General features: G+C 43.6%; 20 protein-coding genes. 7 read left to right on the forward strand and 13 right to left on the reverse strand.

What is annotated here, in order from left to right; genetic code table 11:
* Positions 1-201: 201 nt before the first annotated feature.
* Genes NV381_RS19490 through NV381_RS19510 form a run of 5 tightly spaced genes read left to right on the forward strand, consistent with a single transcriptional unit; the run spans position 202 to position 5,140 of the window.
* Positions 202-1,422: a cache domain-containing sensor histidine kinase gene (locus NV381_RS19490; protein ID WP_258214947.1), complete on the forward strand. Its 1,221-nt coding sequence runs from the start codon at positions 202-204 to the stop codon at positions 1,420-1,422.
* A complete protein-coding gene (locus NV381_RS19495) occupies positions 1,410-1,985 on the forward strand; it encodes a sensor histidine kinase (protein ID WP_258215013.1) in 576 nt (191 codons plus the stop codon). The genes NV381_RS19490 and NV381_RS19495 overlap by 13 nt, the downstream gene beginning before the upstream one ends.
* A 15-nt stretch (positions 1,986-2,000) precedes the next feature.
* A complete protein-coding gene (locus tag NV381_RS19500) occupies positions 2,001-3,614 on the forward strand; it encodes a response regulator (RefSeq protein WP_258214948.1) in 1,614 nt (537 codons plus the stop codon).
* A complete protein-coding gene (locus NV381_RS19505; RefSeq protein ID WP_258214949.1) occupies positions 3,611-4,051 on the forward strand; it encodes a hypothetical protein in 441 nt (146 codons plus the stop codon). The genes NV381_RS19500 and NV381_RS19505 overlap by 4 nt, the downstream gene beginning before the upstream one ends.
* 15 nt (positions 4,052-4,066) lie before the next feature.
* Positions 4,067-5,140, forward strand: a complete 1,074-nt coding sequence (locus tag NV381_RS19510; protein WP_258214950.1) for a phosphodiester glycosidase family protein — start codon at positions 4,067-4,069, stop codon at positions 5,138-5,140.
* Between the two features lie 278 nt (positions 5,141-5,418).
* Here the strand turns inward: NV381_RS19510 and NV381_RS19515 are convergent, their stop codons facing one another.
* Entirely contained in the window at positions 5,419-5,673 is a 255-nt protein-coding gene (locus NV381_RS19515) for an AbrB/MazE/SpoVT family DNA-binding domain-containing protein (RefSeq protein WP_258214951.1), read from the reverse strand.
* Between the two features lie 138 nt (positions 5,674-5,811).
* The gene (gene trmL / locus NV381_RS19520; protein ID WP_258214952.1) at positions 5,812-6,276 is read right to left on the reverse strand and encodes a tRNA (uridine(34)/cytosine(34)/5-carboxymethylaminomethyluridine(34)-2'-O)-methyltransferase TrmL; all 465 of its coding nucleotides are present in this window, start codon (positions 6,274-6,276) and stop codon (positions 5,812-5,814) included.
* Between the two features lie 146 nt (positions 6,277-6,422).
* Here trmL and NV381_RS19525 point away from each other — a divergent pair, with 146 nt between their 5' ends.
* Positions 6,423-7,136, forward strand: a complete 714-nt coding sequence (locus NV381_RS19525) for a response regulator transcription factor (protein WP_258214953.1) — start codon at positions 6,423-6,425, stop codon at positions 7,134-7,136.
* Between the two features lie 124 nt (positions 7,137-7,260).
* Here the strand turns inward: NV381_RS19525 and serC are convergent, their stop codons facing one another.
* The gene (serC, locus tag NV381_RS19530; protein ID WP_258214954.1) at positions 7,261-8,349 is read right to left on the reverse strand and encodes a 3-phosphoserine/phosphohydroxythreonine transaminase; all 1,089 of its coding nucleotides are present in this window, start codon (positions 8,347-8,349) and stop codon (positions 7,261-7,263) included.
* Between the two features lie 179 nt (positions 8,350-8,528).
* Here serC and thpR point away from each other — a divergent pair, with 179 nt between their 5' ends.
* Positions 8,529-9,128, forward strand: a complete 600-nt coding sequence (gene thpR, locus NV381_RS19535) for an RNA 2',3'-cyclic phosphodiesterase (RefSeq protein ID WP_258214955.1) — start codon at positions 8,529-8,531, stop codon at positions 9,126-9,128.
* A 32-nt stretch (positions 9,129-9,160) separates the two neighbouring features.
* Here thpR and NV381_RS19540 read toward each other — a convergent pair whose 3' ends face one another.
* The 10 genes from NV381_RS19540 to NV381_RS19585 all read right to left on the reverse strand — a co-directional run bounded on the left by NV381_RS19540 (position 9,161) and on the right by NV381_RS19585 (position 22,807).
* A complete protein-coding gene (locus NV381_RS19540) occupies positions 9,161-10,360 on the reverse strand; it encodes an MDR family MFS transporter (RefSeq protein ID WP_258214956.1) in 1,200 nt (399 codons plus the stop codon).
* A gap of 244 nt (positions 10,361-10,604) precedes the next feature.
* On the reverse strand, positions 10,605-11,843 hold the full coding sequence (locus NV381_RS19545; RefSeq protein WP_258214957.1) for a DUF1501 domain-containing protein: 1,239 nt from the start codon (positions 11,841-11,843) through the stop codon (positions 10,605-10,607).
* 27 nt (positions 11,844-11,870) lie between these two features.
* Positions 11,871-13,187, reverse strand: a complete 1,317-nt coding sequence (locus tag NV381_RS19550; RefSeq protein WP_258214958.1) for a DUF1800 domain-containing protein — start codon at positions 13,185-13,187, stop codon at positions 11,871-11,873.
* Between the two features lie 433 nt (positions 13,188-13,620).
* Entirely contained in the window at positions 13,621-15,045 is a 1,425-nt protein-coding gene (glnA, locus tag NV381_RS19555; protein ID WP_258214959.1) for a type I glutamate--ammonia ligase, read from the reverse strand.
* 253 nt (positions 15,046-15,298) lie between these two features.
* Positions 15,299-16,342 carry a 3-deoxy-7-phosphoheptulonate synthase gene (gene aroF / locus NV381_RS19560; RefSeq protein ID WP_258214960.1) on the reverse strand — a complete coding sequence of 348 codons (1,044 nt, stop codon included), beginning with the start codon at positions 16,340-16,342 and terminating at the stop codon, positions 15,299-15,301.
* Positions 16,343-17,227: 885 nt separating this feature from the next.
* Entirely contained in the window at positions 17,228-17,767 is a 540-nt protein-coding gene (locus NV381_RS19565) for a DUF2062 domain-containing protein (protein WP_258214961.1), read from the reverse strand.
* 25 nt (positions 17,768-17,792) lie between these two features.
* Positions 17,793-18,746 (reverse strand): 4-hydroxy-3-methylbut-2-enyl diphosphate reductase, encoded by a 954-nt coding sequence (locus tag NV381_RS19570; RefSeq protein WP_258214962.1) that lies wholly within the window; start codon positions 18,744-18,746, stop codon positions 17,793-17,795.
* Positions 18,747-18,809: 63 nt separating this feature from the next.
* A complete protein-coding gene (locus NV381_RS19575) occupies positions 18,810-20,351 on the reverse strand; it encodes a sensor histidine kinase (RefSeq protein WP_258214963.1) in 1,542 nt (513 codons plus the stop codon).
* 1 nt (position 20,352) lies between these two features.
* Positions 20,353-21,045 carry a response regulator transcription factor gene (locus NV381_RS19580; RefSeq protein WP_258214964.1) on the reverse strand — a complete coding sequence of 231 codons (693 nt, stop codon included), beginning with the start codon at positions 21,043-21,045 and terminating at the stop codon, positions 20,353-20,355.
* 190 nt (positions 21,046-21,235) lie between these two features.
* On the reverse strand, positions 21,236-22,807 hold the full coding sequence (locus NV381_RS19585) for a S1C family serine protease (protein ID WP_258214965.1): 1,572 nt from the start codon (positions 22,805-22,807) through the stop codon (positions 21,236-21,238).
* Positions 22,808-22,845: the final 38 nt, after the last annotated feature.

Below are 22,845 nucleotides of genomic sequence, written 5' to 3' on the forward strand. Positions count from 1 at the left end.
CTTTGTATAAGTTCGTGTTCAAAAGTCACGGTTGAGCGTATCGACTTTTGGAACATCGTTTATAAGTTATCTTAAGTATAGAAATGGATGCCTTGGAAAAACACCGACTCTCGTGACCCATCAGGTGGAATTTATTGATATCCATTGATACAATGTTCATGCAGGCTGGTTGGGCTGAGCTATTAATGGGAGGACTTTCCAATGATTCGCAACAGTTTTCGTAATAAACTTATCGTGTTCCTTCTTGCCGCTACAATCATGCCTATCTCCACATCAATAGTTATCACTTACTATTTTACTAAGCAGGCCGTTTCCAATGAGACCATTCAGAGCAACTCCAACCTGATTTATCAAGGCAAGACGAATATCATGAACTATTTAAAAGCGATTGAGCAAAATTCTTTAAACGTCTACAATGACAATACCCTTTATACGATCATTGAAAACGGAGATACGGATTATTTAAGCTACAACGAGACGGTTAGAGGTCTTCAAACGATTGTCAATTCGGTTAAGGAGATCAAGCAAATTTACTTGTATATTGCCAAAAACAACCGCTCCATATTAATTTCTCAAGGAAATCCCAATCGAAATGATGGTCCGGGACCGAAATACCAGCCTGAAATGGACAACGCCGAATTAAAGCTGCAGCCCACTCACTGGAACCATGACTATAAAGTTGGGAGTTTATTTTATCTTCCCCAAACAACAGTCGTAACTATGCACCGAACTCTGCTTAACTCCTTGTCCCAAAAAAGACTGGGCATACTGTCCATCGATTTCAGCATTGAGGTTATAAAGTCCATCTGCCAGCAACTATACACTCTCGGACAAGACGAGCTGTATATACTGGATAATGACGGGGCTATTATTTATGGCCCAAATCCTGAGCAATGGGGGCAAGTCCTTCATGAGCCATGGGTTGACCATTTACTATCGATGCCAGACTCTTCAGGAAGCTTTGAATGGACGAGCAAGCCGTTCACTGGCATTCATATTTATGATCGCATGAGCACTCCTTATATGGAATGGACACTGGTAAAACGGATTCCTTATGAGCATCTCTACAAAAATGCCCGTGATTTAACCAAAATCAATGCATTAATTTTCATCCTATTTATGGTTATCGTCATTTCCGCGACACTCTACATTTCCTTTAAGTTCACCACGCCTATCAAAAATTTAATGGGCTATATTAGTAAAATTCAGTCCGGAAACATGCAGGTGGATATTCAAGTAACCAGCAATGATGAAATCGGTATATTAGCTCGCCGTTTTCGCATGATGATGCAAACGATCAACAACCTGATCGAAAGAGAATACAAATTGGACATTGCCAATAAAACGAATCAATTGAAGGCATTCAGGCGCAAATTAATCCCCATTTCCTGTATAATGGTTTACAGTCCATCGGGACGCTAGCTCTCCAGCATCAAGCTCCCAAAATTTATTCACTTATATCCTCACTCGCCAGGATGATGCGCTACAATATGAACACTAATGAAACTTTGGTGCCGCTCAAGCAGGAAATCGATCATATTAAATCCTATTTGGAGCTGCAGATGCAGCGGTTTGAGGACGAGCTTGATGTGACCTTTCAGGTTACTGAGCAAACCTTAACGATTCAAATTCCCAAAATGATACTCCAGCCCTTGGTTGAAAATTATTTCAAGCATGGCTTTGACCCGCGAGAAAAAAAGGGAAAGCTCCTTATAGCGGGTACTATAACGGACGATCATCAATTAACGCTGGTTGTTGAAGATAACGGAAGAGGTATCGATCCGGAGCAATTGATTATTTTGCAAAAGCAATTAAGCCTCCACCCGGACAACATTGGGGAAGCTTCAGAAAGCATAGGATTGATAAACGTTAAATTGCGCCTCCAGCTCTATTTCCAAGGCGCATCCATGAAACTGGAGCCGTGTTATCCATCAGGCGTCCGTGTTACACTGGTTATACCTATTGCGCAACAAATATCTTCTTAGGAGGTTGCTGTCACTGTGAAAGCCATCATCGTAGATGATGAAAAGCATGTCCGTGAAGCTATCCGGCTGTTGGTTCCTTGGGAAGAGCTTGAAATCAACGAAATACTGGAGGCTCCTGACGGTCAGTCTGCTATTTCTTTAATTGAGGAACATAAACCGCAAATTATTTTCACGGATATGATTATGCCCGTTATGGGCGGAGCCCAGCTGCTTGAGTGGCTGCATGCTCATTATCCATCCGGCAAAACTATTGTAATCAGCGGGTTCGATGATTTTCAGCTTGTACGCCATACCGTTCAGTACGGTGGCTTGGATTATATACTAAAGCCTATTGACGCCGAGCAGCTGCATTCCGCGGTATTTAAAGCCGCTGCCAGCTGGCGGCAGGATGAAAGTGAGCGCCAGCGCGAGCAGCAGCTTAATATCGAAATGAATCAGATTCGTCCAGCTTATTGGGATAAGATGCTGTCTAACTTAATAACCGAACCCTCCGGGTTTGATGCTGTGACCCAATCATTTGCCAATGAGTTTGGATTGGATCGGAATGTTCGGGAATGCCGCGTTGCTATCTTATCGTTAGATACGATTAGCTCCAGTCTTAAACAAAAGTTCGAGTCCAATATGGACCTTCTTTTCTTTTCCATCACGAATATATGTAATGAGTTTCTTCATGCCTCCCAGCAAGGGATCGCTTACCGCTACTGGAACAGTGATGACGCCATTCTTGTTTTGTTATATGGGCAAGGCTCGGCCGAACAGATTATGTCCAAAATACTGCAAGGTATATGGACTGTTCTTCACAGTAAAGTCGAAATAGGCATAAGCAGCCTTCAGCCTGTTCCATCAGGCTTGTTCTTAGCTTATACGGAGGCTAAGAATGCCTTACATATGCGTAATTTGCTGCTTAAGGATAGGCGCATTCATATTTATACAGGGCAAACTCCCAGCTTGCCGCCATTATTATACTTCAGCGATTATGCGGAGCCCATCCATCTCGCAGTGCGCAGCGGCAGCGCTGAACAGATTCGTAAATCTGTTCAAGTGTGGATTGATGCGGTTAAGCTGCTTGATGTTATAGATGTAGGGCTGCTTGAACTGTGGTGGCAGGAATATATTGTGCTGCGCAACCGTTGGCTCAATGAGTGGTTCGGAGATCAGCAGCCAGACATCAAAACCGAATCAGACTCTTCCCGTTTCCAGATGCCTGTCGATAAGGATGGCTTCTTCTCTGTCTCGCTCTGGCAAGACCAGCTGACAGCTGGTCTCATTGAGCTTTCCAAGCAGCTGCTTGCTCATCAGCATCAGGACAGCAACGTCATCTTTGAGATTGCAAAGTATATTCAAAACCATTATCATCAGGATATTACGCTCCAAGAGATTGCCAATCATTTCTATTTAAGTCGTGAATATATATCCCGTAAATTCAAGCAGCAGTTTCAAGTGAATTTATCAGATTACCTTAGCGGCATCCGTTTGGAAAAAGCGAAGCTGCTCCTGCTCAACCCTCACTTGCGAATCGCTCAAGTTGCGGAGATGGTCGGCTATGACGATGAGAAATATTTCAGTAAAGTATTTAAGAAAATGAACGGCTTCTCGCCGAATGAATACAGGAAGGTGAATCAACCATGAATACGCCCATAGAACCTGCGGCTTCAGAGCAGCCCATGGCGCGAACTGGAAAACCGAGCAAAGCAAAAGGAAGAGGAAGAACCTATCTATTCTTATTTATGGGGTGGACCCTGCTTATCGCTTCTGGAATTCTTGGCGCCAAGATGTACACGGATCAGCTGCGCCAGCAAATTGCGCAAGATATTGCCGCACAAACCGAGCAGCAGCTGCAAGCCGTTCAGGAGGATTACCAGAAGCAAATTTCCCAGCTCAAAGATAATGTCAGCGGCGACCTTGTAAAAATGCAAAGCAAAATCGATTCGTTAAACGAGCTGCTTGCCTTTACCAAGGACAGCGCCAATAGCAAGACGGACAATAGCAACCAGCTGTATACCCAGCTTGGTGAAGTAAAGAAGAAGCTTGACGATCTGAAGAAAAGCCTAGATGTACTGCAATAAGGATGTGATCTACCAATGAATCCGATCCCGTTAATTAATCGTACACTGTTGCTTGCTGTCGCACCTTTTATAGGTATCCTTGGCTTTTTGTATGTTTCACAGCTTTCCATTGCGCTCCCGGAATTCCAGCGTTATACCAAAACAGAGTTTTCCATTCAAAGTCAGCTTCAGCAAGCTTCACAGCAGCTCGACAAGGCAAAGGCCGATGCCGCTCAAACGCGGACCACTATTGAACGCTTCTTTCAGCTATATGAGAAAAGCGCAACAGATGTCGCCAATATGGCCAAAACAGCCGACGCTGCTGCAACCAAGCCTGCGGCCATCTTTGATACGCGAATCAGCACCAAGCTTGGAGCCAAGCCATCCAAACAGACGAACAGCTCTAATCTGGATATGAAGCTTTATTATTTGAATGAATCGAATTACAAAGCTTATGCGCTTAAAATTGATATGAAAACCGATAAAGCGTTGAAGATGGTGCTTGGCAAAGATAAAATTGGCAGCAGTGAAACTACGCTGGAAGCTGCACGCCGTTACGGAGCTGTAGCCGGGATTAATGCAGGAGGGTTCGCTGACGACAATAAGACGGGCAGACGTTATCCCCTAAGCAACACTATTATGAATGGCAAATTCGTATATGGCTTTGAACCAACCTTTGAGGATTTGGCGTTTATAGGGTTGAGCACAGATCGTAAGCTGATTGGCGGCAGATTTGCCCGACAGGAGGATCTGGACAAGCTTAAGCCGTCCTTCGGCGCAACCTTCGTTCCTGTATTGCTGCAAAACGGCAAAAAGCAGGCGATTCCTGCACAATGGCAAACCTCGCCTGCTCGAGCTCCACGCACGGTTGTAGGTAATTTCAAAAACGATCAGCTGTTGTTTCTGGTTACGGATGGCTACGATGAGAGAGGGAATTCCGGGGCGACGCTCGCGGAGCTGCAGGACAAGCTTCTTCAGCTTGGGGTCAAGGATGCCTATAATCTGGACGGTGGCGGATCCTCCAGCTTGATCTATGAAGGGCAAGTAATCAACCGTCCATCCGATGGTAAACTTCGGCCGCTTCCTACGCACTTTTTATTTTTTAAATAAATGTTCACTTTTATAAGTTTTCTTTTCATTAACGGTTGGTTATAATAATAGGGCAGGGGGGTGCAAACGATGTCAGCAACATTTTGGATTATGAACTTGGTATTTTTGATTTTTATCGTGGCCATACTCACTTCTTCTTACAATGATGATAAAACAAAAGGTCTGTAATTGATCCATTCAACCAATAATTCCAGACACTTATTAAAAAGCATCACGTTCCTCTAACCAAGGAATACGTGATGCTTTCTGATGTTTTACATATTCTCTGATCTTCTTCACTACGTTCTTTCTACCAATCCACTCATCTCGCCAAGACATTCTCCGCATATATGCCGTTCTTTAAATTCACTAACTTGCTCCATCGAACTGCAAAATACACATCTCGGACGATATCTCTCCAAAATAATATGATCACCGCTTACCAATATTTCAACGGGATCCCCTTCGTTCATTTGGTATCTTTTTCTTAGAGATTTGGGGAGCACGATTCGTCCTAATTGATCGACTTTTCTCACAACACCAGCTGGTTTCATTATAAATTCACCTCACTTTCACACAAAAAAACGAACAGTACAGCCAAGCGATTAAGGAGAACCTCCCTTCAAGTGCTTGCTTTAATACTATTCGTTACTTATGTTAAAATTCCTGCCATATTCGACTTGTTTTGTTGTTTATTTCAACCCCGGAAAACCGGTCTGCCGCAGCCCTTCGAACAATACAATCGCCGCAGAATTCGACAAATTCAATGATCTTACCGCATCGGTCATAGGCATCCGAATCAAATGATCTGGATGTTCCGCAATGATTTCGGGAGCCAGTCCTTTCGTTTCCTTACCGAAAACAAAGAAATCACCATCCTGAAATGTAAACTCAGTGTAAACGCGCTTAGCTTTGGTTGTTGCCAAAAAGAATCTGCCTTCCGCGTACTTATCCTTTACTTCCTGGAATGAATCGTGATATTCAATATTAACGGCATGCCAATAATCAAGCCCTGCCCGCTTTAAGGTTCTGTCATCTGTCAAGAAACCCAGTGGGCGAACCAAATGCAGCCAGGTTCCTGTTGCTGCGCATGTTCTAGCTATATTTCCAGTATTTGCCGGTATTTCAGGCTCTACTAATACAATATGAAAAGCCATAGTCTGTTATCACCTCACTTGAGTCTTTCATTATACTACAATAAACGTACAAATTTAACACTCACTTTACCTTTCATTAATATACGGTTGATAGTGCTCTGCAATAATAAGAGTATCAAGTGTTTTAAGTAAAGGAGATCCGAGAGATGAAGAAGAAGATTCTTGTTGTTGACGACGAACCTTCCATTTCGATGCTAATAGAATTTAACCTGAAGCTGGTCGGCTTCGAGGTACATTGTGTTTATGATGGCGAAGCTGTATTTCAAGCGATTCAACATTTCCGTCCTGACGTCATTGTGCTCGATCTGATGCTTCCTAAGATGGATGGTATTCAAGTATGCCGCAAACTGCGCAGTCAGAATAATTTGGTGCCGATCATTATGCTCACAGCTATGCAGGACTTGTCCGACAAAATCGCCGGCCTTGACAATGGGGCTGATGATTATATGACGAAGCCATTCAGTCCTCAAGAGCTGATTTCCAGAATTCAAGCTATTTTACGACGTATCCAGACACTTCCATCTGCAACCGAAAGTGCTTCGGTTACGATTGGCCAGATCGTGATCCAACCTGACCAAAGGGAAGTTTCTTTGAAGGGAGAAGCCATAGAGCTAACTCCAAAAGAATTCGATCTCTTGTTATTTTTATGCAAACACCGCGGAAAAGTATTAAGCCGCCAACAATTGCTGCATGGCGTTTGGGACTATCATTTTCTTGGTGATACACGTATTGTTGACGTCCATATTAGCCATCTGCGCGATAAAATTGAAGGCAATGCCAGAACCCCTGAATATATTGTCACTATACGTAACGTTGGATATAAGCTGACTGAGCCCTCTCTGAAGGAATCCTTTGCCTAACAGAATAACTTCATGGGTCCCTAAAAGGATGAAAAGATGAATGCCGTATAATTTAAGCGGCGCTCATCTTTTTTTGCGTAAAAAAACAGCCCTGCCATTGATCTCAGGGCTGCTGACAGCCAAATTAACCGTTACGCTTCTGGAAATCGGACATAAAGTCAGCTAAAGCTTTACAAGCCTCGTACGGCACTGGAATGTAAGCTGAGGCACGAATCCCACCAACACTGCGATGTCCAGCCAAGCCTACAAAGTTATTTTGCTCCGATTCTTTAACAAACTTCTTTTCCAGCTCTTCGCTTGGTAAACGGAACGTCATATTCATAATGGAGCGGCTATCCGCATCAATATTACCTGTGTAGAAGCCACCACTTCCGTCGATTGCATCATAAACAAGCTTACTTTTCTCGATGCTCTTCTTCTCCATGGCTGCTACGCCACCGTTGTTTTTAATCCATTTCAACACCAGATTCATCATATAAATCGAGTGAACTGGAGGGGTGTTGTAGAGCGAACTGTTTTTCGCATGGTTAGAATAACGAAGGATTACTGGAATATGCTTAGGCTCTTCCTTCAACATCTCATCGCTTATAACGGCTACCGTTACACCGGCCGGTCCAAGATTTTTTTGTGCGCCTGCATAGATCATTGCGTACTTCTTGGCATCGATCGGACGGCTCAGAATACCACTTGTCATATCACCAATCAATGGAATATTTCCCGTTTCCGGTATGTACGAGAACTGGGAGCCCTCAATCGTATTGTTCGTTGTCATATGCACGTAAGCGGAATTTGGATCTATTGTAATGTCGGAAGCTTTCGGGAGGCTTCTCCATTTGCCCTCTTTGTTCGAAGCTGCAATTACCGATTCACCAACTATCCGGCCTTCATCATAGGCTTTCTCCGAGAAGCTGCCTGTAATGATGTAACTGCCGACTTTGCCGGGCTTTAAGAAGTTCAAAGGAATCGTTGCAAATTGCGTGCTTGCTCCCCCACCCATGAACAGTACTTGATAGCCTGACTCCAGTCCTAGCAATTCAAGCAACAGCTGCTGTGTTTCGGAATTGATAGCCTCGTATTCTTTACTCCGATGGGAAATTTCCATCAAAGACATTCCAATCCCATTATAATCTACAAACTGTTCCTGAGCTTGCTGCAATACTTCCAACGGAAGCGCTGCAGGACCCGGATTGAAATTGTACGCACGTTTAGTCATGAGTTCACACCTTCGCCTAGTTTTCAAATCGCATCTTTTGATATGATATGGTTAATGATAGCAAAGTTTATCCCTATCCATCAAGTAGTTATGCTCATTCTTCACATCATTGATACATATTTTCAATATTATCGGATACCCTTTAAGTAATATTCTGCATCTTAAGGAGCTGTCCTGTCATGAATAAAGACCGATTATTTCTTGCTCTCCCTCTTGGCGAGGAACAAAGCTCCTTCCTTCAGCAGCTTATGGAAACACTACAGCCTACGCTTAGCTTTCAAAAATGGGTTCACAAGGACGATCTGCACATCACTCTTAAATTTCTCGGGGATACTCCTGCGGCTGCATTGTCTGGCATTCAATCACACATGAAGAAGGTTGCAGCCTCTGTATCAACCTTTCAGCTGTCATTAGACTCGCTGGGCATCTTTGGCAAGCCCTTTGCTCCCAGTGTTTTGTGGATCAGAGTTGGAGGTCATTTAACAGCTTTGAACGCACTTCACGCACAGACAGAGGCTTCTATGAAATCAGTGGATTTCCCATTGGAAGGCCGGTCTTACAGTCCTCACATAACCATAGCTAGAAAATATTCGGGGGAAGCCGCTTTTACCAAAGCAGCTTTAGCCTCGGCAAATAATGAATTGAAGTCATCACCGATGCAGTGGACAGCAAACCGGATTGTTCTGTACCGCAGTTATCTAGGGCGTAGACCCATGTATGAAGCAATAGACACTTATTCTCTCAGCCAAGAGGGAGCGCGGATCGGCAGCTTGCTGTGACAGAAATCCTCACCAAAATGCTTATGCTTTAATTAATTTAGAGCCTTCATAGCCCCACCTCGCCAGTAGCAATATGTGCTTATAAATCCCAGTACACCAATCACGATGAACAAAGGTAAAATACCCCAATGGGACAATATCGGCATTCCTATGACCGGCCCCATAAACCGGCCAAGCTCTTTGCAATTTTGCGCACCCAAATAGGCGCCTCTTAAGGACGTTGGAGCAATACGAATCATTAGTTCATTTCCCGCGGGAAAGCACAATATTTCTCCTAGGGAGAAAACGATCATTGATAGTACCATCAGCCACCAATTTGGTGCTACAGCGAATCCGATCCCCCCGGCTGCATATAATAGGTTACCGGCTTTTACTGTAGATAAAGGAGATTTTTTTTCTAAATAATTACTTATTGGGAGCTGTAAGCCGACTACCGTAAGAGCATTAACTGTTAACAGGCAGGAGTATAACCAAACTCCATTTTCAAAATATTCAGTGACATAAGCCGAAAGAGTGGAAAGCTGAGAATAGGTAAACTCAACTAGGATTCCTCCAGACAAAAATAAAAGCAGCGCACGGTCACATGCAAGCGCTTTTACCGCAGTACCTAAACTCACATCCTTCTGTACATCTGGCAATCCGGAAACGGAATTTTTGCATCTATAAGCTTTGAGCAGTAAACAAAATGTAATTCCATAAACTAAATAAAAGCAACCCGTAATGAGAAAAGCAAGCCCCCCGCCGGAAATACCGCAAGCTGTACCGATCAATGGCCCGACAGCAAATCCAATGTTAGCTGCAGTATACCGGATAGAGAATGCTCTGAATCGGCTTTCACGCGGCGTCAGATCACTGATCAAAGCTACAGAAACCGGCTCAAATGCCGATTTGCAAAGACCGTTTAATAGATTTAACAGTACAAAAATCCATGTATATGGATTCCACGCAAATAAGAAAAATACAGCGGACCAGACAAACAGGGATATCTTCATAACAGGTACTCTACCGAATTTATCAGACAGAATTCCGCCAAAAAAACCGAATAACATGCTTGCCAACGAAGCTGAGCCGATGGTAAGACCTATCTCCACCGAGCTCATTGACGAATACTTAATCATGTAAACGGTAAGAAAAGGAAGGGTCATCGATGTTGCGATCCGCGACATAGCTGTTCCTACAAAAAGGTACTGCACAATAGGATGAAACTTGTAAGTAATTGCTGTATTTTTCAAAACTGAAGATTCCTCCCATTATTTTGTATGTAATGTAAAACACAAAGGGCCGGCTTCACACCCCGTTAGGGATATGAAACCGGCCCAAGACAAACATTCTTGAGAGTGAATACTAGCCTTTTAGCACAGTATCCACGGTTTATCAGTTCATACAGCTACTTTTTATAATATAAATATTATTATAAATAACATGTAGCAATTGTAAAGTAATAAATGCAAAAGGATACGTTTTATTGACCATAAACTAAATAAAACCAAGCTTTTCATAAGCTCCATTCATTACGGTGTTCGCATCACCCTTAAGCCAACTATCAACGAGGGTATAGTATACGGAACGGAAATCAACCTCATACTTCAGATCGCCGTTATCTAAGTTTGTAAGGCTTGGCATAACCCCGTATAAGCCGCCTTTAACCTTACCGCCAAAGATCAAAACCGGAGCAGCCGTACCATGGTCTGTACCGCCGTTCCCATTTTCCTTCACGCGACGGCCAAATTCAGAGAAAGCCATCGTTACAACACGTTCATGCAAGCCCTGAGTTTCCAGATCCGCATAAAATGAACCAATCGCCTCATCAAGCTGCTTCAATAACTTGGCATGCTGTTCTTTTTCCTGTATATGATCATCGAAGCCTCCAAGCTCTACATAAAACACTCGTGTACCTGAATTACCAGCTAATAGTTTGCTTACTAACTGTAAATCTTTAGCAATATTAGTTTTTGGATACTCCACTTTATTTTGATATCCATTCGTCAAGCTGTGAATGGCCTCTACACTTTGATAGGCATCTGTTCCGCGTTGACATGTCACTTTAACTTGTGTGCCTTGACGCTCGGGATCATACATATCCAGAAAAGCTTTGGCCAAACGGTTCTGGTCCGCTTTCGGAGTTTTGGGATCGAACAGGTTATAGCTTTCAATCGATTGAATAACAGGAACATTGATACGATCTGAATTGAACGCTTTATTCGCATTATTTCCTACCTGCAGCGCCCTTAAATAGTTTCTGTCCTTGGACAAAGACGATTCGATATAACGTCCCAGCCAACCGGAGCGTATATATTTATCGGGCATTGCTGTCTGCCAAATCTCCATCGATCGGAAATGCGAATGATCCGGCTTGGGATACCCGACTCCCTGTATAATCGCCAGCTTGCCTCCCTTGTACAGCTCATTTAAGCGCATCAAACTGGGATGAAGTCCAACTTCATTATTGATTGCAAGCACTTCGCTCTGAGTAATATTCAATGTAGGCCGGGAATCAAAGTATCCACCCATTCCATATGGTATCAGCGTGTTGATGCCGTCATTTCCTCCAGACATTTGTATTACAACAAGCACTGGGGATTCAACACCTGGGTCAATCTCTGCAGTATTGCTTATGGGCTGCTCGCCCTCTGCGAAAATCATGGGTCCCCCGAATCCTAATGTAGCGAGAAGTGCAGTGCCCTTTATTAGAAAATCTCTCCGTGTCAGCTTCATACCGACTCCCCATCCCTTTCCCTCACTCTATTTCATTTGCGCTTCAGGGCTTACCATAATGAGCTGCAGCAGTCCTTTCATACCATTCGTCTTTTGCGTGGAATAAATAAAAGTATCCTCTGCAAATTTGGATAGTATTTTCACTGTTTGCTCTCCAAGGAACCATGTACCTGCATTTCTCGAAAATTGTAGCACCCAGTCCTCAGGTTTAGCTTGCGTGCTCAATGTATAGTCTGTACCGCCAAGCACTTTGCTGTTTAACCGCTTCGCCACTGATTCGGCAAATTGGTAGCGAGATAATAAGCTCGTGGTCATAAGCCACGTGTCTCCGCCCCTCCAGCCTGCAACATCCGGCGGTAAATACAGCTCCTGGCCCATCTTTCTGGCCGCTTGAGTGAAGCCTTTGGATAATGGAATATCGAATGATTTCAAAATGCCCACTACGTATTCTATCGGGGTTTTGATTAAGCTGCCCAACAGATCAGAGCTATAAAAAGCATCGGATAAAAACAGTTTGGTCAACACCTCGCCAATATGCCCTGACTTCGCAAAATCAGCGGCTACCAGATCAATCCATTCTTTAGAAGGATCAGCTGCCGCAAAAAACTTCAACAGCTTACCCGCCATAAAATGAGGCAAAGAATCCTGCTTAAAGAGAACGTCAATTGCAGTTGTCTCGTCAAAATTTCCTTTTTCCCCAAGAATCGTTTTCACGTTGGAATCATGCTGCCCTTTATTGAATGTAACCTCATCCGTCTTCTTATTATAAGACCAACCGGTGAAAGCTCGGGCTGTTTCCTTTATATCCTGCTCTGTATAATTGCCGATTCCAAGCGTGAACAGCTCCATCACTTCTCTTGCATAATTCTCATTGGGCTTGCCTTTTCTATTATTATTGAAATCCAGATATAACATCATCGCAGGGTCTTTCCCCACTTCCAGAACAAGCTCATGAAAATTGCCCAGCGCATGCTTCCGAAAAAGCTCATTTTGCCTAAGAATCAACGGGATTTCTCTCACTTTTTGATATGAGGTTGCAAAATGTCCATGCCAAAATAATGTCATTTTCTCAACCAAAGGAGCTTCCGAATGAATCATCCTATACAGCCAATAGGTTTGTTGATCACCAATCGAATCCGCTTTCATCTCTTTACCATCAGCCAGAAGCTTCTCCAAAGGCTCGATCTGCTCCGTTTTTCCGGTTAACGATTCTCCAGCTATGAGCCTTCGTACCGTCTCCTCTATGCCTAATTCCAGGCTAGCAGCGACTTCGTTTTTACCTGCATTAAAAGCTGCCCGGTTCAACAGATGTACCGCTTCTTTTTCCGTCCATTGTATTCCCATCAGTAACCCCCTCAACCTCTGGTTTTGATAGTTTTATTATAATGGAGGTTTATTACAAAATGGTGACAATGGGGAGAATAATTGAGAAAAAAATCGGTGAGGTTCAAGAAGTGTAAAGGAGATAGCAGGTAGTCGAGGCTGCGTGCTTTGTCAGTTTCTCCGATCGCTGTTGTCAGTGGATTGCTTCTATATATAAAAGCTGCCAAGGTTGCAATCCACCGACAAAGGCGACCACTATCGTTTCTACGAAACTGCAAAGCACTCCGCCTCGACTTGAGCTATCGCTCAAGCGAGGCCCATTTTCTCTCAATTATTTATTGAGAGGTAGAGAACAGGAAAGAGCCCCGGGGTACCGGGGCTCTGCCTTTGAAACTATAAACCATAAACCAAAACTTCTATAAAGATAGGATAAGTTCGATAGAACCTAAAAATCTTACAGGTCGAAATACAAGGAGTACTCATGCGGATGAATACGGATAGCAACTGCTTTAGCTTCGTCACGTTTCAAACCGATGTAGTTATCGATAAAGTCTTTAGTGAATACGCCGCCTTCAGTCAAGAATTCGAAGTCTGCTTCCAAAGCATCCAAAGCTTCGTCTAATGAACCTGGTACGCTGCGGATTTCACCTTTCTCTGCATCGGACAATTCGTAGATGTTTTTATCCAACGGACCGTATCCCAATGCGCGAGGATCGATTTTTTTCTTGATTCCGTCCAAACCTGCCATCAGCATTGCTGCGAATGCCAAGTAAGGGTTAGCCGTGGAATCCGGTGTACGGAATTCAATACGACAGCCTTTAGGTGTAACAGCAGCAACCGGAATACGAACAGCTGCAGAACGGTTACCTTTGGAGAATACCAAGTTAACAGGAGCTTCATAACCAGGAACCAAACGCTTAAAGGAGTTGGTTGACGGGTTAGTAAGAGCGATCAAAGCTGGTGCATGGTACAAAATACCGCCGATATAGTTCAAAGCCATTTCACTCAGGTTAGCATATCCGCCTTTTTCATAGAAAAGAGGCTCGCTGCCGTTGAAGATGGATTGGTGAACGTGCATACCGCTACCGTTGTCGCCAAACAATGGTTTTGGCATGAAAGTTGCCACTTTGCCATATTGTCTAGCTGTGTTTTGTACGATGTATTTATATTTCAAAAGGTTATCAGCTGTTTTAGTCAATGTGTCAAAACGGAAGTTAATTTCGCCTTGACCTGCAGTAGCAACTTCGTGGTGATGACGCTCGATGCGAAGACCGGATTCGATCAACAAACGGCACATTTCACTACGGATGTCTTGTTGAGAATCAGTAGGACCTACAGGCACATATCCGCCTTTGTGACCAACTTTAAAGCCAAGGTTGCCGCCTTCTTCTTTCTTGTTAGTGTTCCAATGAGCTTCTTCGGAATCAACGAAATAAGAAGATTTATTTTGCCCGCTTTCGAAACGAACTTCATCAAAAATGAAAAACTCAGATTCAGGAGCGAAGTACGCCGTTGTACCAACACCTGCAGTTTGAAGATACTCTTCCGCTTTTTGAGCGATGCTGCGCGGGTCACGATCATAACGATCTCCATCTGGAGTATGGATGTTACACATAATAACCAAAGTAGGATGCGCAGTGAAAGGATCTACAAATACTGACTCCGTATCTGGAAGCATAACCATGTCGGACTCTTCAATACCTTTAAAGCCTGGAATGGAGGAACCGTCAAATGCTACACCGTTCACAAATGTTTCTTCCTCAACTTCGGAAGCAGGTAAAGAGATATGGTGAGCTCTACCTGAAAGATCTACGAAACGAAAGTCTACCCACTCGATGCCTTTTTCTTTGATGATATTTAATACGTTTTGAGCTGACATTGAATTACTAACCTCCTAAATTCCGAACATTTTTCATTGTTTGTTCGAACATTGTTCAAGTTTTTGTTAATCATGGTCATATTATAAAACTTTTCAGCGACAATCGTCAATATCTATGTAAGGTATTTTTTACGAGTGTGTAAGGTATGCTCACACCTCTCCAAATTCTGTTCACAGTTTCGACAAAAAGAAAACTTGGTCCCCTTTTTATCAAAGGAACCAAGTCGAGTTTTGCCTTATTTTACGAATATTCTTAAGACGTAAAGACTTCTTTCTTCGTATCAAATCTTCTGCCGCAGAGCGGTGCCAGCTTCTCCAAGTCAACCATAAGCTTAGCAAATTGTTCAGGGAACAATGATTGAACACCATCACCTGTCATCGAGTTATCAGGATCGGTATGCATTTCAACAATTAGTCCATTTGCACCTGCAGCAACGGATGCTTTGCACATTGGCTCGACCAATTCACGGCGGCCGGTACCATGACTAGGGTCTGAGATAACAGGCAAATGGCTTAAAGTTTGCAAAGCAGGGATAGCAGCCAAGTCTAAAGTGTTTCTCGTGTAAGATTCGAACGTTCGGATTCCGCGTTCACACAGCATAACGTTCGGATTCCCTCCCGCAAGAATATATTCAGCCGCATTCAGGAATTCATCGTAAGTAGAGCTGAAGCCGCGCTTCAATAAAACCGGAGTTTTGATTGTTCCTAATTTACGAAGCAAATCAAAATTCTGCATATTACGTGTACCCACTTGCAGAATATCAGCGTACTCAGCGCATACATCAACGTATTCCGGAGTCATAACCTCGGTAATCGTCAGCAAGCCATGCTTCCTGCCGGCATCCGCCATCATAACTAAACCTTCCACACCAACTCCTTGAAAGCTATACGGTCCTGTTCTCGGCTTAAATGCTCCTCCACGAAGCACTTGTGCACCTGCGGCTTTGACAAGACGTGCAATTTCATCGATCTGTTCTGCAGTTTCCACCGCACAGGGGCCACCCATGATTACGAGCTGCTCGCCGCCGATCTCAACATCTTTAATTTTGATAATGGTATCATCCGGATGGAAATCTCTGCTTGCCAGCTTGTAGGATTTAGAGATCTTAACCACTTGCTCAACACCTGACAGCTGACGAAGCTGTTCGCTCAGCTTAGGATCTGCTTGGCCGATGATTCCAATAACAGTACGGTCCACACCTCTGGATACATGAGCCTGAACACCATTTTTTTCAATATGCTGAACGATTTCGCCTATACGTTCCTCGGATACTTTATTAGAAATGATAACGATCATAATAACAACACTCCCGCTCATTAAGTTTTTGTCCCAAACACTTACACGCTTCAACGCTTATACGCTTTTAAGCTTTTAATCACTAAAGTAACTATATAACAGAGCCGTGTTTCCGTCAAGATAAAAAAATCTTCCCGAACTCCTTTTTAGGTAAAAAAAGCGTCTGATCGAAGCCCTTTCGAGGAAGATACATTCGTGTCTTAGCGGTGGCTTTTCTTGCAATATTAGAAAGGTGAACCTCCGGTTCAAACTTATACTTTCTGAGATATTATAAGAAAAATGCATTACGGCGTCCTTGGTGTACGATCTACGTTTGTGCGCTTTGGAGGGATGGGTGTGGGATTAAAGCCACTGTTGAAATCATGTTCCTTTGAATGGAATGCTTTAAGTGAAGGGCAATGCGGAAGTAATTGTTCCTTTATCACCTGAAAATTCCAAAAATCAGAGGGATACGGGAACAGCCAGTTCCGTTATTGCTCTATTTTTATCCATACATGCTCCATTCGGCCAACATAACGGAATTCCTACTTCCGCTATCGCCCCAGATTGGAGGCGGCAGTTGGAATAACGGAACTCTCCGTTCCGTACAAAATCCTCCAGGACTCATCGCCGCCGCTATCCCTATAAAAATCCACCTTGATCATGAAGATCTTAAGCTCTTATGTAGCTCTAATCTAAGCAAGGCAGGCAGGTTACTAGCTCATTCTTCTTCATTCCTTCGAAAGCTTTCTGATCGAACCTCTTTCATTGCGGATACTTTTCGATCTTAAAGCAGCTTATCTTCGAGATAAATAGGGTTTACTCGGCAAACTTATATTATAAAGGGTATCTTGCTTTAGCGCTGTAAAGCACTTAAACTTTCTTACATGGCAAAAAAAAATCGACTCAAGGAGTCGATTCTGTTCCAACAACAAGCTCGGCTTTTCTATTTTTACGCTTTTCTTTGCGTTTCTCATGGTAGTATTCGAGGCCCCACTTGATTGGAAAATAGAACAGCAAGCCTAAAAGAAGTCCGTCTATAAGCCCCCCGACAAAAAGCTTCAAGTTGGATTTAATAAATACATCCATCCAATCGGGTAAAAAATTTAGTAAATGCCGGCCTGTGCCGCGAGGCAGCACCATACCTCCTACCTTAATATGAACGTAGGTCAACGGTAAATAAATAATTTTGCCAAATACAAAACCGATTAATGCAGCCGCCATACTTGCCCTGAACAAATAAACTAACGGAAATATTAGAAAGAATGCTAATCCAGCGGTAGGAAGAGTGAACATTTCGACAGACAAGCCAATGGAAAATCCCATGGCTACTATGCCTGGACCTCCCTTGGCTCGGGTCAGCAGCAAGTACTTGTATTTAAACCAGCGTTTAATATTTCGAAATTTAAAAGCTTTCTTGCCTTTTGTCACCTGCTCCTGCTGCATATCCCTTCCCCTATTCCAAATTTCTTTATTGACTTACGGCTTTCTGTTTGGCTGTTGGGATCAACTTGCTCATGTTAATGGTACGTTTAATTTCCCACGTCGAAGGGTTTTCTAAATCAAATTGCTCCAGGTAATTAATGACTTCCTTGGTAATTGGCGTAGGTGTGGATGCACCGGATGTAACGCCTATCCTGCGAACAGGCTTAAGCCATTCGAGCTTCAGCTCTGAAACATCTGCAATTCGATAAGCCTTCACACCGGCTATCTCCTCAGATACCTGAGCCAGTCGGTTGGAGTTATTGCTGCGAGGATCTCCCACAACCAGCACCAAATCGGCATCCTTCGCCTGCTCAGCTACTGCCTCTTGACGAACCTGAGTTGCCAAGCATATTTCATTATGAATTTCCGCCCGTGGAAACCGCTCCAAAAGTCGATTCATAATATGCTTAATATCCCATTGACTCATCGTTGTTTGATTAGTAATTGTGATCTTTTTGTCCGATATATTCAACTCATCAACTTCTTCAAGCTTTTCGATCAAATGAACCCGTTCAGGATTAATCCCGACGGCACCTTCTGGCTCTGGATGACCCTTTTTCCCGATATAAATAATATGGTAGTCCTCAGCTGTCTTTTCCCTGATCAAATCATGAGTTTTCGTAACATCAGGGCATGTGGCATCCACCACTGTAAGACCTTTATCGCGCGCACGTTTTCTAACATCAGGGGAAACGCCGTGTGCCGTAAATATAACGGTCCCGGTTTCAATAGTTTCCAGAATTTCCAGCCGGTTCGGACCATCAAGTGTAATGACGCCTTCTTTATCAAAATAATCAGTTACATGGGCGTTATGCACGATCATGCCTAATATATATACAGGTCTTGGCAGGTTAAGGTTTTTTGCCGTTTGCATGGCAAGTGCCATAGCATCTACAACCCCATAGCAGTATCCGCGGGGCGAGATTTTAATGATATCCATTTCTGCACCTACCTCTTTTTATGTGCCTATAAGCAGCTTATTGAAGGGAAAACATATCCCCGACTATTCTATTATACTCGATTCCAAGGATGTAGGAAATGCCGCTGGAAGCACATTGTCAGAAACTTCACTAACCGGCAGCCAAATAATAAAGGTACTGCCTTCTCCTTCGCATGTTGTTACTTCAATGGAGCCTTGATGCTCATCAATAATCCATTTGGCAATAGATAAACCAAGCCCGGTACCGGATGTTTTGCCGCGTGATACATCTGCCCGATAGAATCTTTCAAATATCAAGGGTACCTCTTCTATGTCCATTCCAATACCCGTATCTTCAATACGTATCCCGATTTGTTTCTCCATCAATATAGCATCAAGCTTTACAAAACCCTGTTCGGTGTATTTGAAAGCATTTTCCAAAAAAATGTAAATTAATTGTTGAATATAATCCCTGTTTCCATAAACATAAACTCCTTGCAAAGCGGATAAATCCCCTTGCCTCCATTCGACCTCCCGCGGGAATAGGTAGGCTCTACGGTTAACCTCCTCCACAAGGGGCAGCAGCTCAATGTTGGTCTTCGACATTTGAAAGCCTGCATCAGCTCGGGCAAGAGATAGAAGATCATTGACCAAACGAGTCATCCGCTCCGCCTCGCCTGCTATATCCTGCATCGCTTCAAGCGACAGCTCCAACTGCTGCCGATCCTGCTCCGTACCTATAGAAGCTGTCTTTCTCCACATTTTCTCCAATAAATCGACATTTCCACGAATAGTGGTCAGCGGTGTACGAAGCTCATGAGAAGCGTCTGATACAAATCTCCGCTGCCTCCGGTAAGACTCTTCCAAATCAAAATATACTTTCTGCAAACGCTCCAGCATATCATTGATTGTATTTGTAAGACGTCCGATTTCATCATTAGGGCCATTATAATTGATCCTGTTTTCAAGATCAGAGCCCTTGCTTATAGAATTGGCCGCCACGATAACCTGTTCTATAGGCTTCAGTGCCTTTCTTGCCAAAAACCAGCCAAAGGAAGCAGCCAGCAGCACAGCCACCAGAGCGGTAAAAGCCAATATTCGCTGCACGAGCGAAAATAAATTCTCGGAAGTATCAATCAGAACAGCGGCCTGAAAAACACCTGCCAGCTCCTGTTGACCATTCTTTACTACTATAATGGGCTTGTTATAGATGAGGAATGCCAGATTTTCAACTCTGGTTTTCTCAAATAAATATTTATCGTTAACCAGCTTTTGCCGTTTCGCATCTGTCAGTTCAGGGACGGGCAAAGTCAAATTAGCTTCAGACAAATTAGTCGATGGACGAATGATCCCATTTTCAAAATTCGTTATTTGATAAAACTTCCCGGCACTCCCAATATTGTCTCTTCCCTGCAAGGCAAAATCAAAGCTGATTCCGCCTCCCAATGTCGGAGTCATCCGAGGCTGAATTCGTGAATATACATTCTCGCCTTGCTGCTGCAGCTCGTCCTCAATAAAGCTGTAGTAATTATAATGAAGCAGCCAATACAGTCCAATGCCGAAAAGCATTAATGTAACGGATAAAATTGCAGTATACCACAATGTCAGGCGCAGCCTAATGGACACGTCAACTCTCTCCTCTCATCACATATCCAGCGCCGCGAACCGTCTGTATCATCCGCTTATGCCCATATTCCTCCGTTTTTTGACGTAAAAGTGCGATATAAACCTCAAGAACATTCGATTCACCGCTGTAATCATATCCCCATATTTTTTCCATTATTACATCACGAGACAACACCCGTTTCGGATTTTGCATAAACAAATGAAGCAGCTCGAACTCTTTAGTCGTCAATTCTATCAATTGACTCCCACGAAACACCTCGCGTGTATCCATATCCATAAACACATCCTGGAATTGCAGTCGGTTTGTTTGCTGCTCGGCTTTCTCAGCACTTTTTCTGCGCAGCAGAACCCGAACCCTCGCCAACAGCTCCTCTAAGGCGAAAGGCTTGACCAAATAATCGTCAGCCCCAAGATCCAATCCTTTAACCCGCTCGCCAATTTCGTCTTTAGCTGTGAGCATTAATACGGGTACTGTTGCTCCCCCCTCACGAATACGCCGAACTACCTCCCACCCATCCAGCTGAGGCATCATGACATCCAAAATAACTGTATCCGGATCATGCTCCAAAATTTGCTTCAATCCATCCATACCATGCTGTGCAGTAAAAACGGTATATCCTTCAAAAGCTAATGATCGCCTAAGCATGGAAGTGATTTTTTCATCATCGTCTATAACTAATATTTTTTCTCTCATATGCAGCACCGCCTTCATTTTTAAACACGAACCTAATTGTAGTTCTATTTTATCATCAAATTAGTTGGATACAAAAAGAAACAGAGCTTCACCAAATTTCGCTCCGCTCTGAGTCTTTTTTGTGTTCATTTTATTCTAACCTTTTTCTCTATTCTAGTTGTAAGAAATCTTCTGATCGAGGTCATAAAATTTATTTAGCTTCTGCGTTGCGGTCACCAATCGTCACTGTGATGCTTTCCTTTTTACCGTCACGCATAATAGTCAGGTTTGCTTGGTCGTTCACTTTCAATGCTTTGATTTTGTCAACGAGATCCTGAGATTTCTTCACCTTGGCTCCATTAACCTCAGTAATCACATCATAAGGACGAATGCCGGCAATAAAGCCTGGGCTTTTACGCTCTACCTCAGAAACGATAGCACCTTCAGTATTTTGCAGCTTTAATTCAGTCAACCAATCTTTGTCGATATCCGACAACTTAACACCAATATAAGGTAATGGTTCTTTTGGAATTTTCACGTTATTTTTCAAATTATCCAGCACCGACGAAATCGTACTTGTAGGAATAGCAAAACCAATCCCTTGCGCTTGTGCGCTTACTGCTGTGTTAATCCCTATTACTTCCCCATTCAGGTTCAATAGCGGTCCACCCGAGTTCCCTGGATTAATTGAAGCGTCTGTTTGCAGCAAGTGCTTGTATTCGCGAGTACCTTGTGTGTCAGGAATGGAAATTGGACGTTCGCGTGCGCTCAATACACCGACAGTTACTGTGTGATCAAAGCCGTATGGGTTACCGATAGCAACTACCCAGTCACCGACTTTAGTATCTTCCGCTTTACCAAGCGGCAAAGCAGCAAACTCCTTGTCGCCATCTATCTTCAATGCTGCCAAGTCAAGATCATAGCTGTTACCTAGCAAGGTTGCCTTGAACGGCTTATCATAGCCTTCTACGGTTACCCAAATTTCGTCCGCTCCGTCAATAACATGTTCATTGGTTAAAATGTAACCCGATTTTTCAAAAATAAATCCGGTCCCCATTCCTCCAGGCTGAAGTTGTCCGGAATCGCTCTTGGGCTGTTGCTTGCTGCCACCGCCATTATCTCCGAAAAATTGTCGGAAGAACGGATCGTCTAACAGAGAGCTTCCACCGCGACTGCTCGCCTTGGCCTTAACCTTAGTCTCGATTTTAACAACTGCCGGGCCCGATTGCTCAGCTATTTGAGCGATGTTCTCCGGTCTGCCACCAAGATCGAATGCTGTGGGCTTGACCGTTCCTCCTCCGCTTGATCCAGTCGTTGTTTGGCCTGTAGCTGCTGATGCTTTGTTAGACATAACGCCTTGAGGGCCTGTAAACCAGTTCATTTTGTCCGAAGCGAACATTAAGCTTCCCACAACCAGCGCTCCTGCTAAAAAGGCAGTGAAACCGGTTCTTAGTGAAGATCCTTTTTTCTTGTGCTCATTTTGCTGCCAGCCATTCATCTGATCATGCATAGGCTTATCAGTTACGTTGTAAGAGAATGGTCTCATGGGCCGCGGCGGCGTCATTTCTACCTGTGCAGCTTCTACCCCATCGCTTCTCATACCTGAGTCCGGCTCATTATGTCCCAAATCTGATTTATAAGGCCCATACGAATAGTAGTGGGACGGACGCTCTTGCCTTGGCTCATTTGCTTCTGATTGTCCGGCTTGTTCGTTAGACGAACTATTAGATTCGCCATTCGACCGGCGAAAGAAATCATCATAACCGCGTTTGTTGTCATCCATAGTAAAATTCCTCCGTTCAAATATGATTTGAATGATAA

It is taken from the genome of Paenibacillus radicis (ex Xue et al. 2023) (assembly GCF_024722015.1).
Classification (GTDB): Bacteria; Bacillota; Bacilli; order Paenibacillales; family NBRC-103111; genus Paenibacillus_S.

What these genes read in the sequence shown, in the direction of transcription:
- NV381_RS19490 (WP_258214947.1), top strand. Translation starts at nt 202, where the DNA reads ATGATTCGCAACAGTTTTCGTAATAAACTTATCGTGTTCCTTCTTGCC.
- NV381_RS19505 (WP_258214949.1), top strand. Translation starts at nt 3,611, where the DNA reads ATGAATACGCCCATAGAACCTGCGGCTTCAGAGCAGCCCATGGCGCGA.
- NV381_RS19510 (WP_258214950.1), top strand. Translation starts at nt 4,067, where the DNA reads ATGAATCCGATCCCGTTAATTAATCGTACACTGTTGCTTGCTGTCGCA.
- NV381_RS19515 (WP_258214951.1), bottom strand. Translation starts at nt 5,673, where the DNA reads ATGAAACCAGCTGGTGTTGTGAGAAAAGTCGATCAATTAGGACGAATC.
- trmL (WP_258214952.1), bottom strand. Translation starts at nt 6,276, where the DNA reads ATGGCTTTTCATATTGTATTAGTAGAGCCTGAAATACCGGCAAATACT.
- NV381_RS19525 (WP_258214953.1), top strand. Translation starts at nt 6,423, where the DNA reads ATGAAGAAGAAGATTCTTGTTGTTGACGACGAACCTTCCATTTCGATG.
- serC (WP_258214954.1), bottom strand. Translation starts at nt 8,349, where the DNA reads ATGACTAAACGTGCGTACAATTTCAATCCGGGTCCTGCAGCGCTTCCG.
- thpR (WP_258214955.1), top strand. Translation starts at nt 8,529, where the DNA reads ATGAATAAAGACCGATTATTTCTTGCTCTCCCTCTTGGCGAGGAACAA.
- NV381_RS19545 (WP_258214957.1), bottom strand. Translation starts at nt 11,843, where the DNA reads ATGAAGCTGACACGGAGAGATTTTCTAATAAAGGGCACTGCACTTCTC.
- NV381_RS19550 (WP_258214958.1), bottom strand. Translation starts at nt 13,187, where the DNA reads ATGGGAATACAATGGACGGAAAAAGAAGCGGTACATCTGTTGAACCGG.
- glnA (WP_258214959.1), bottom strand. Translation starts at nt 15,045, where the DNA reads ATGTCAGCTCAAAACGTATTAAATATCATCAAAGAAAAAGGCATCGAG.
- aroF (WP_258214960.1), bottom strand. Translation starts at nt 16,342, where the DNA reads ATGATCGTTATCATTTCTAATAAAGTATCCGAGGAACGTATAGGCGAA.
- NV381_RS19565 (WP_258214961.1), bottom strand. Translation starts at nt 17,767, where the DNA reads ATGCAGCAGGAGCAGGTGACAAAAGGCAAGAAAGCTTTTAAATTTCGA.
- NV381_RS19570 (WP_258214962.1), bottom strand. Translation starts at nt 18,746, where the DNA reads ATGGATATCATTAAAATCTCGCCCCGCGGATACTGCTATGGGGTTGTA.
- NV381_RS19580 (WP_258214964.1), bottom strand. Translation starts at nt 21,045, where the DNA reads ATGAGAGAAAAAATATTAGTTATAGACGATGATGAAAAAATCACTTCC.
- NV381_RS19585 (WP_258214965.1), bottom strand. Translation starts at nt 22,807, where the DNA reads ATGGATGACAACAAACGCGGTTATGATGATTTCTTTCGCCGGTCGAAT.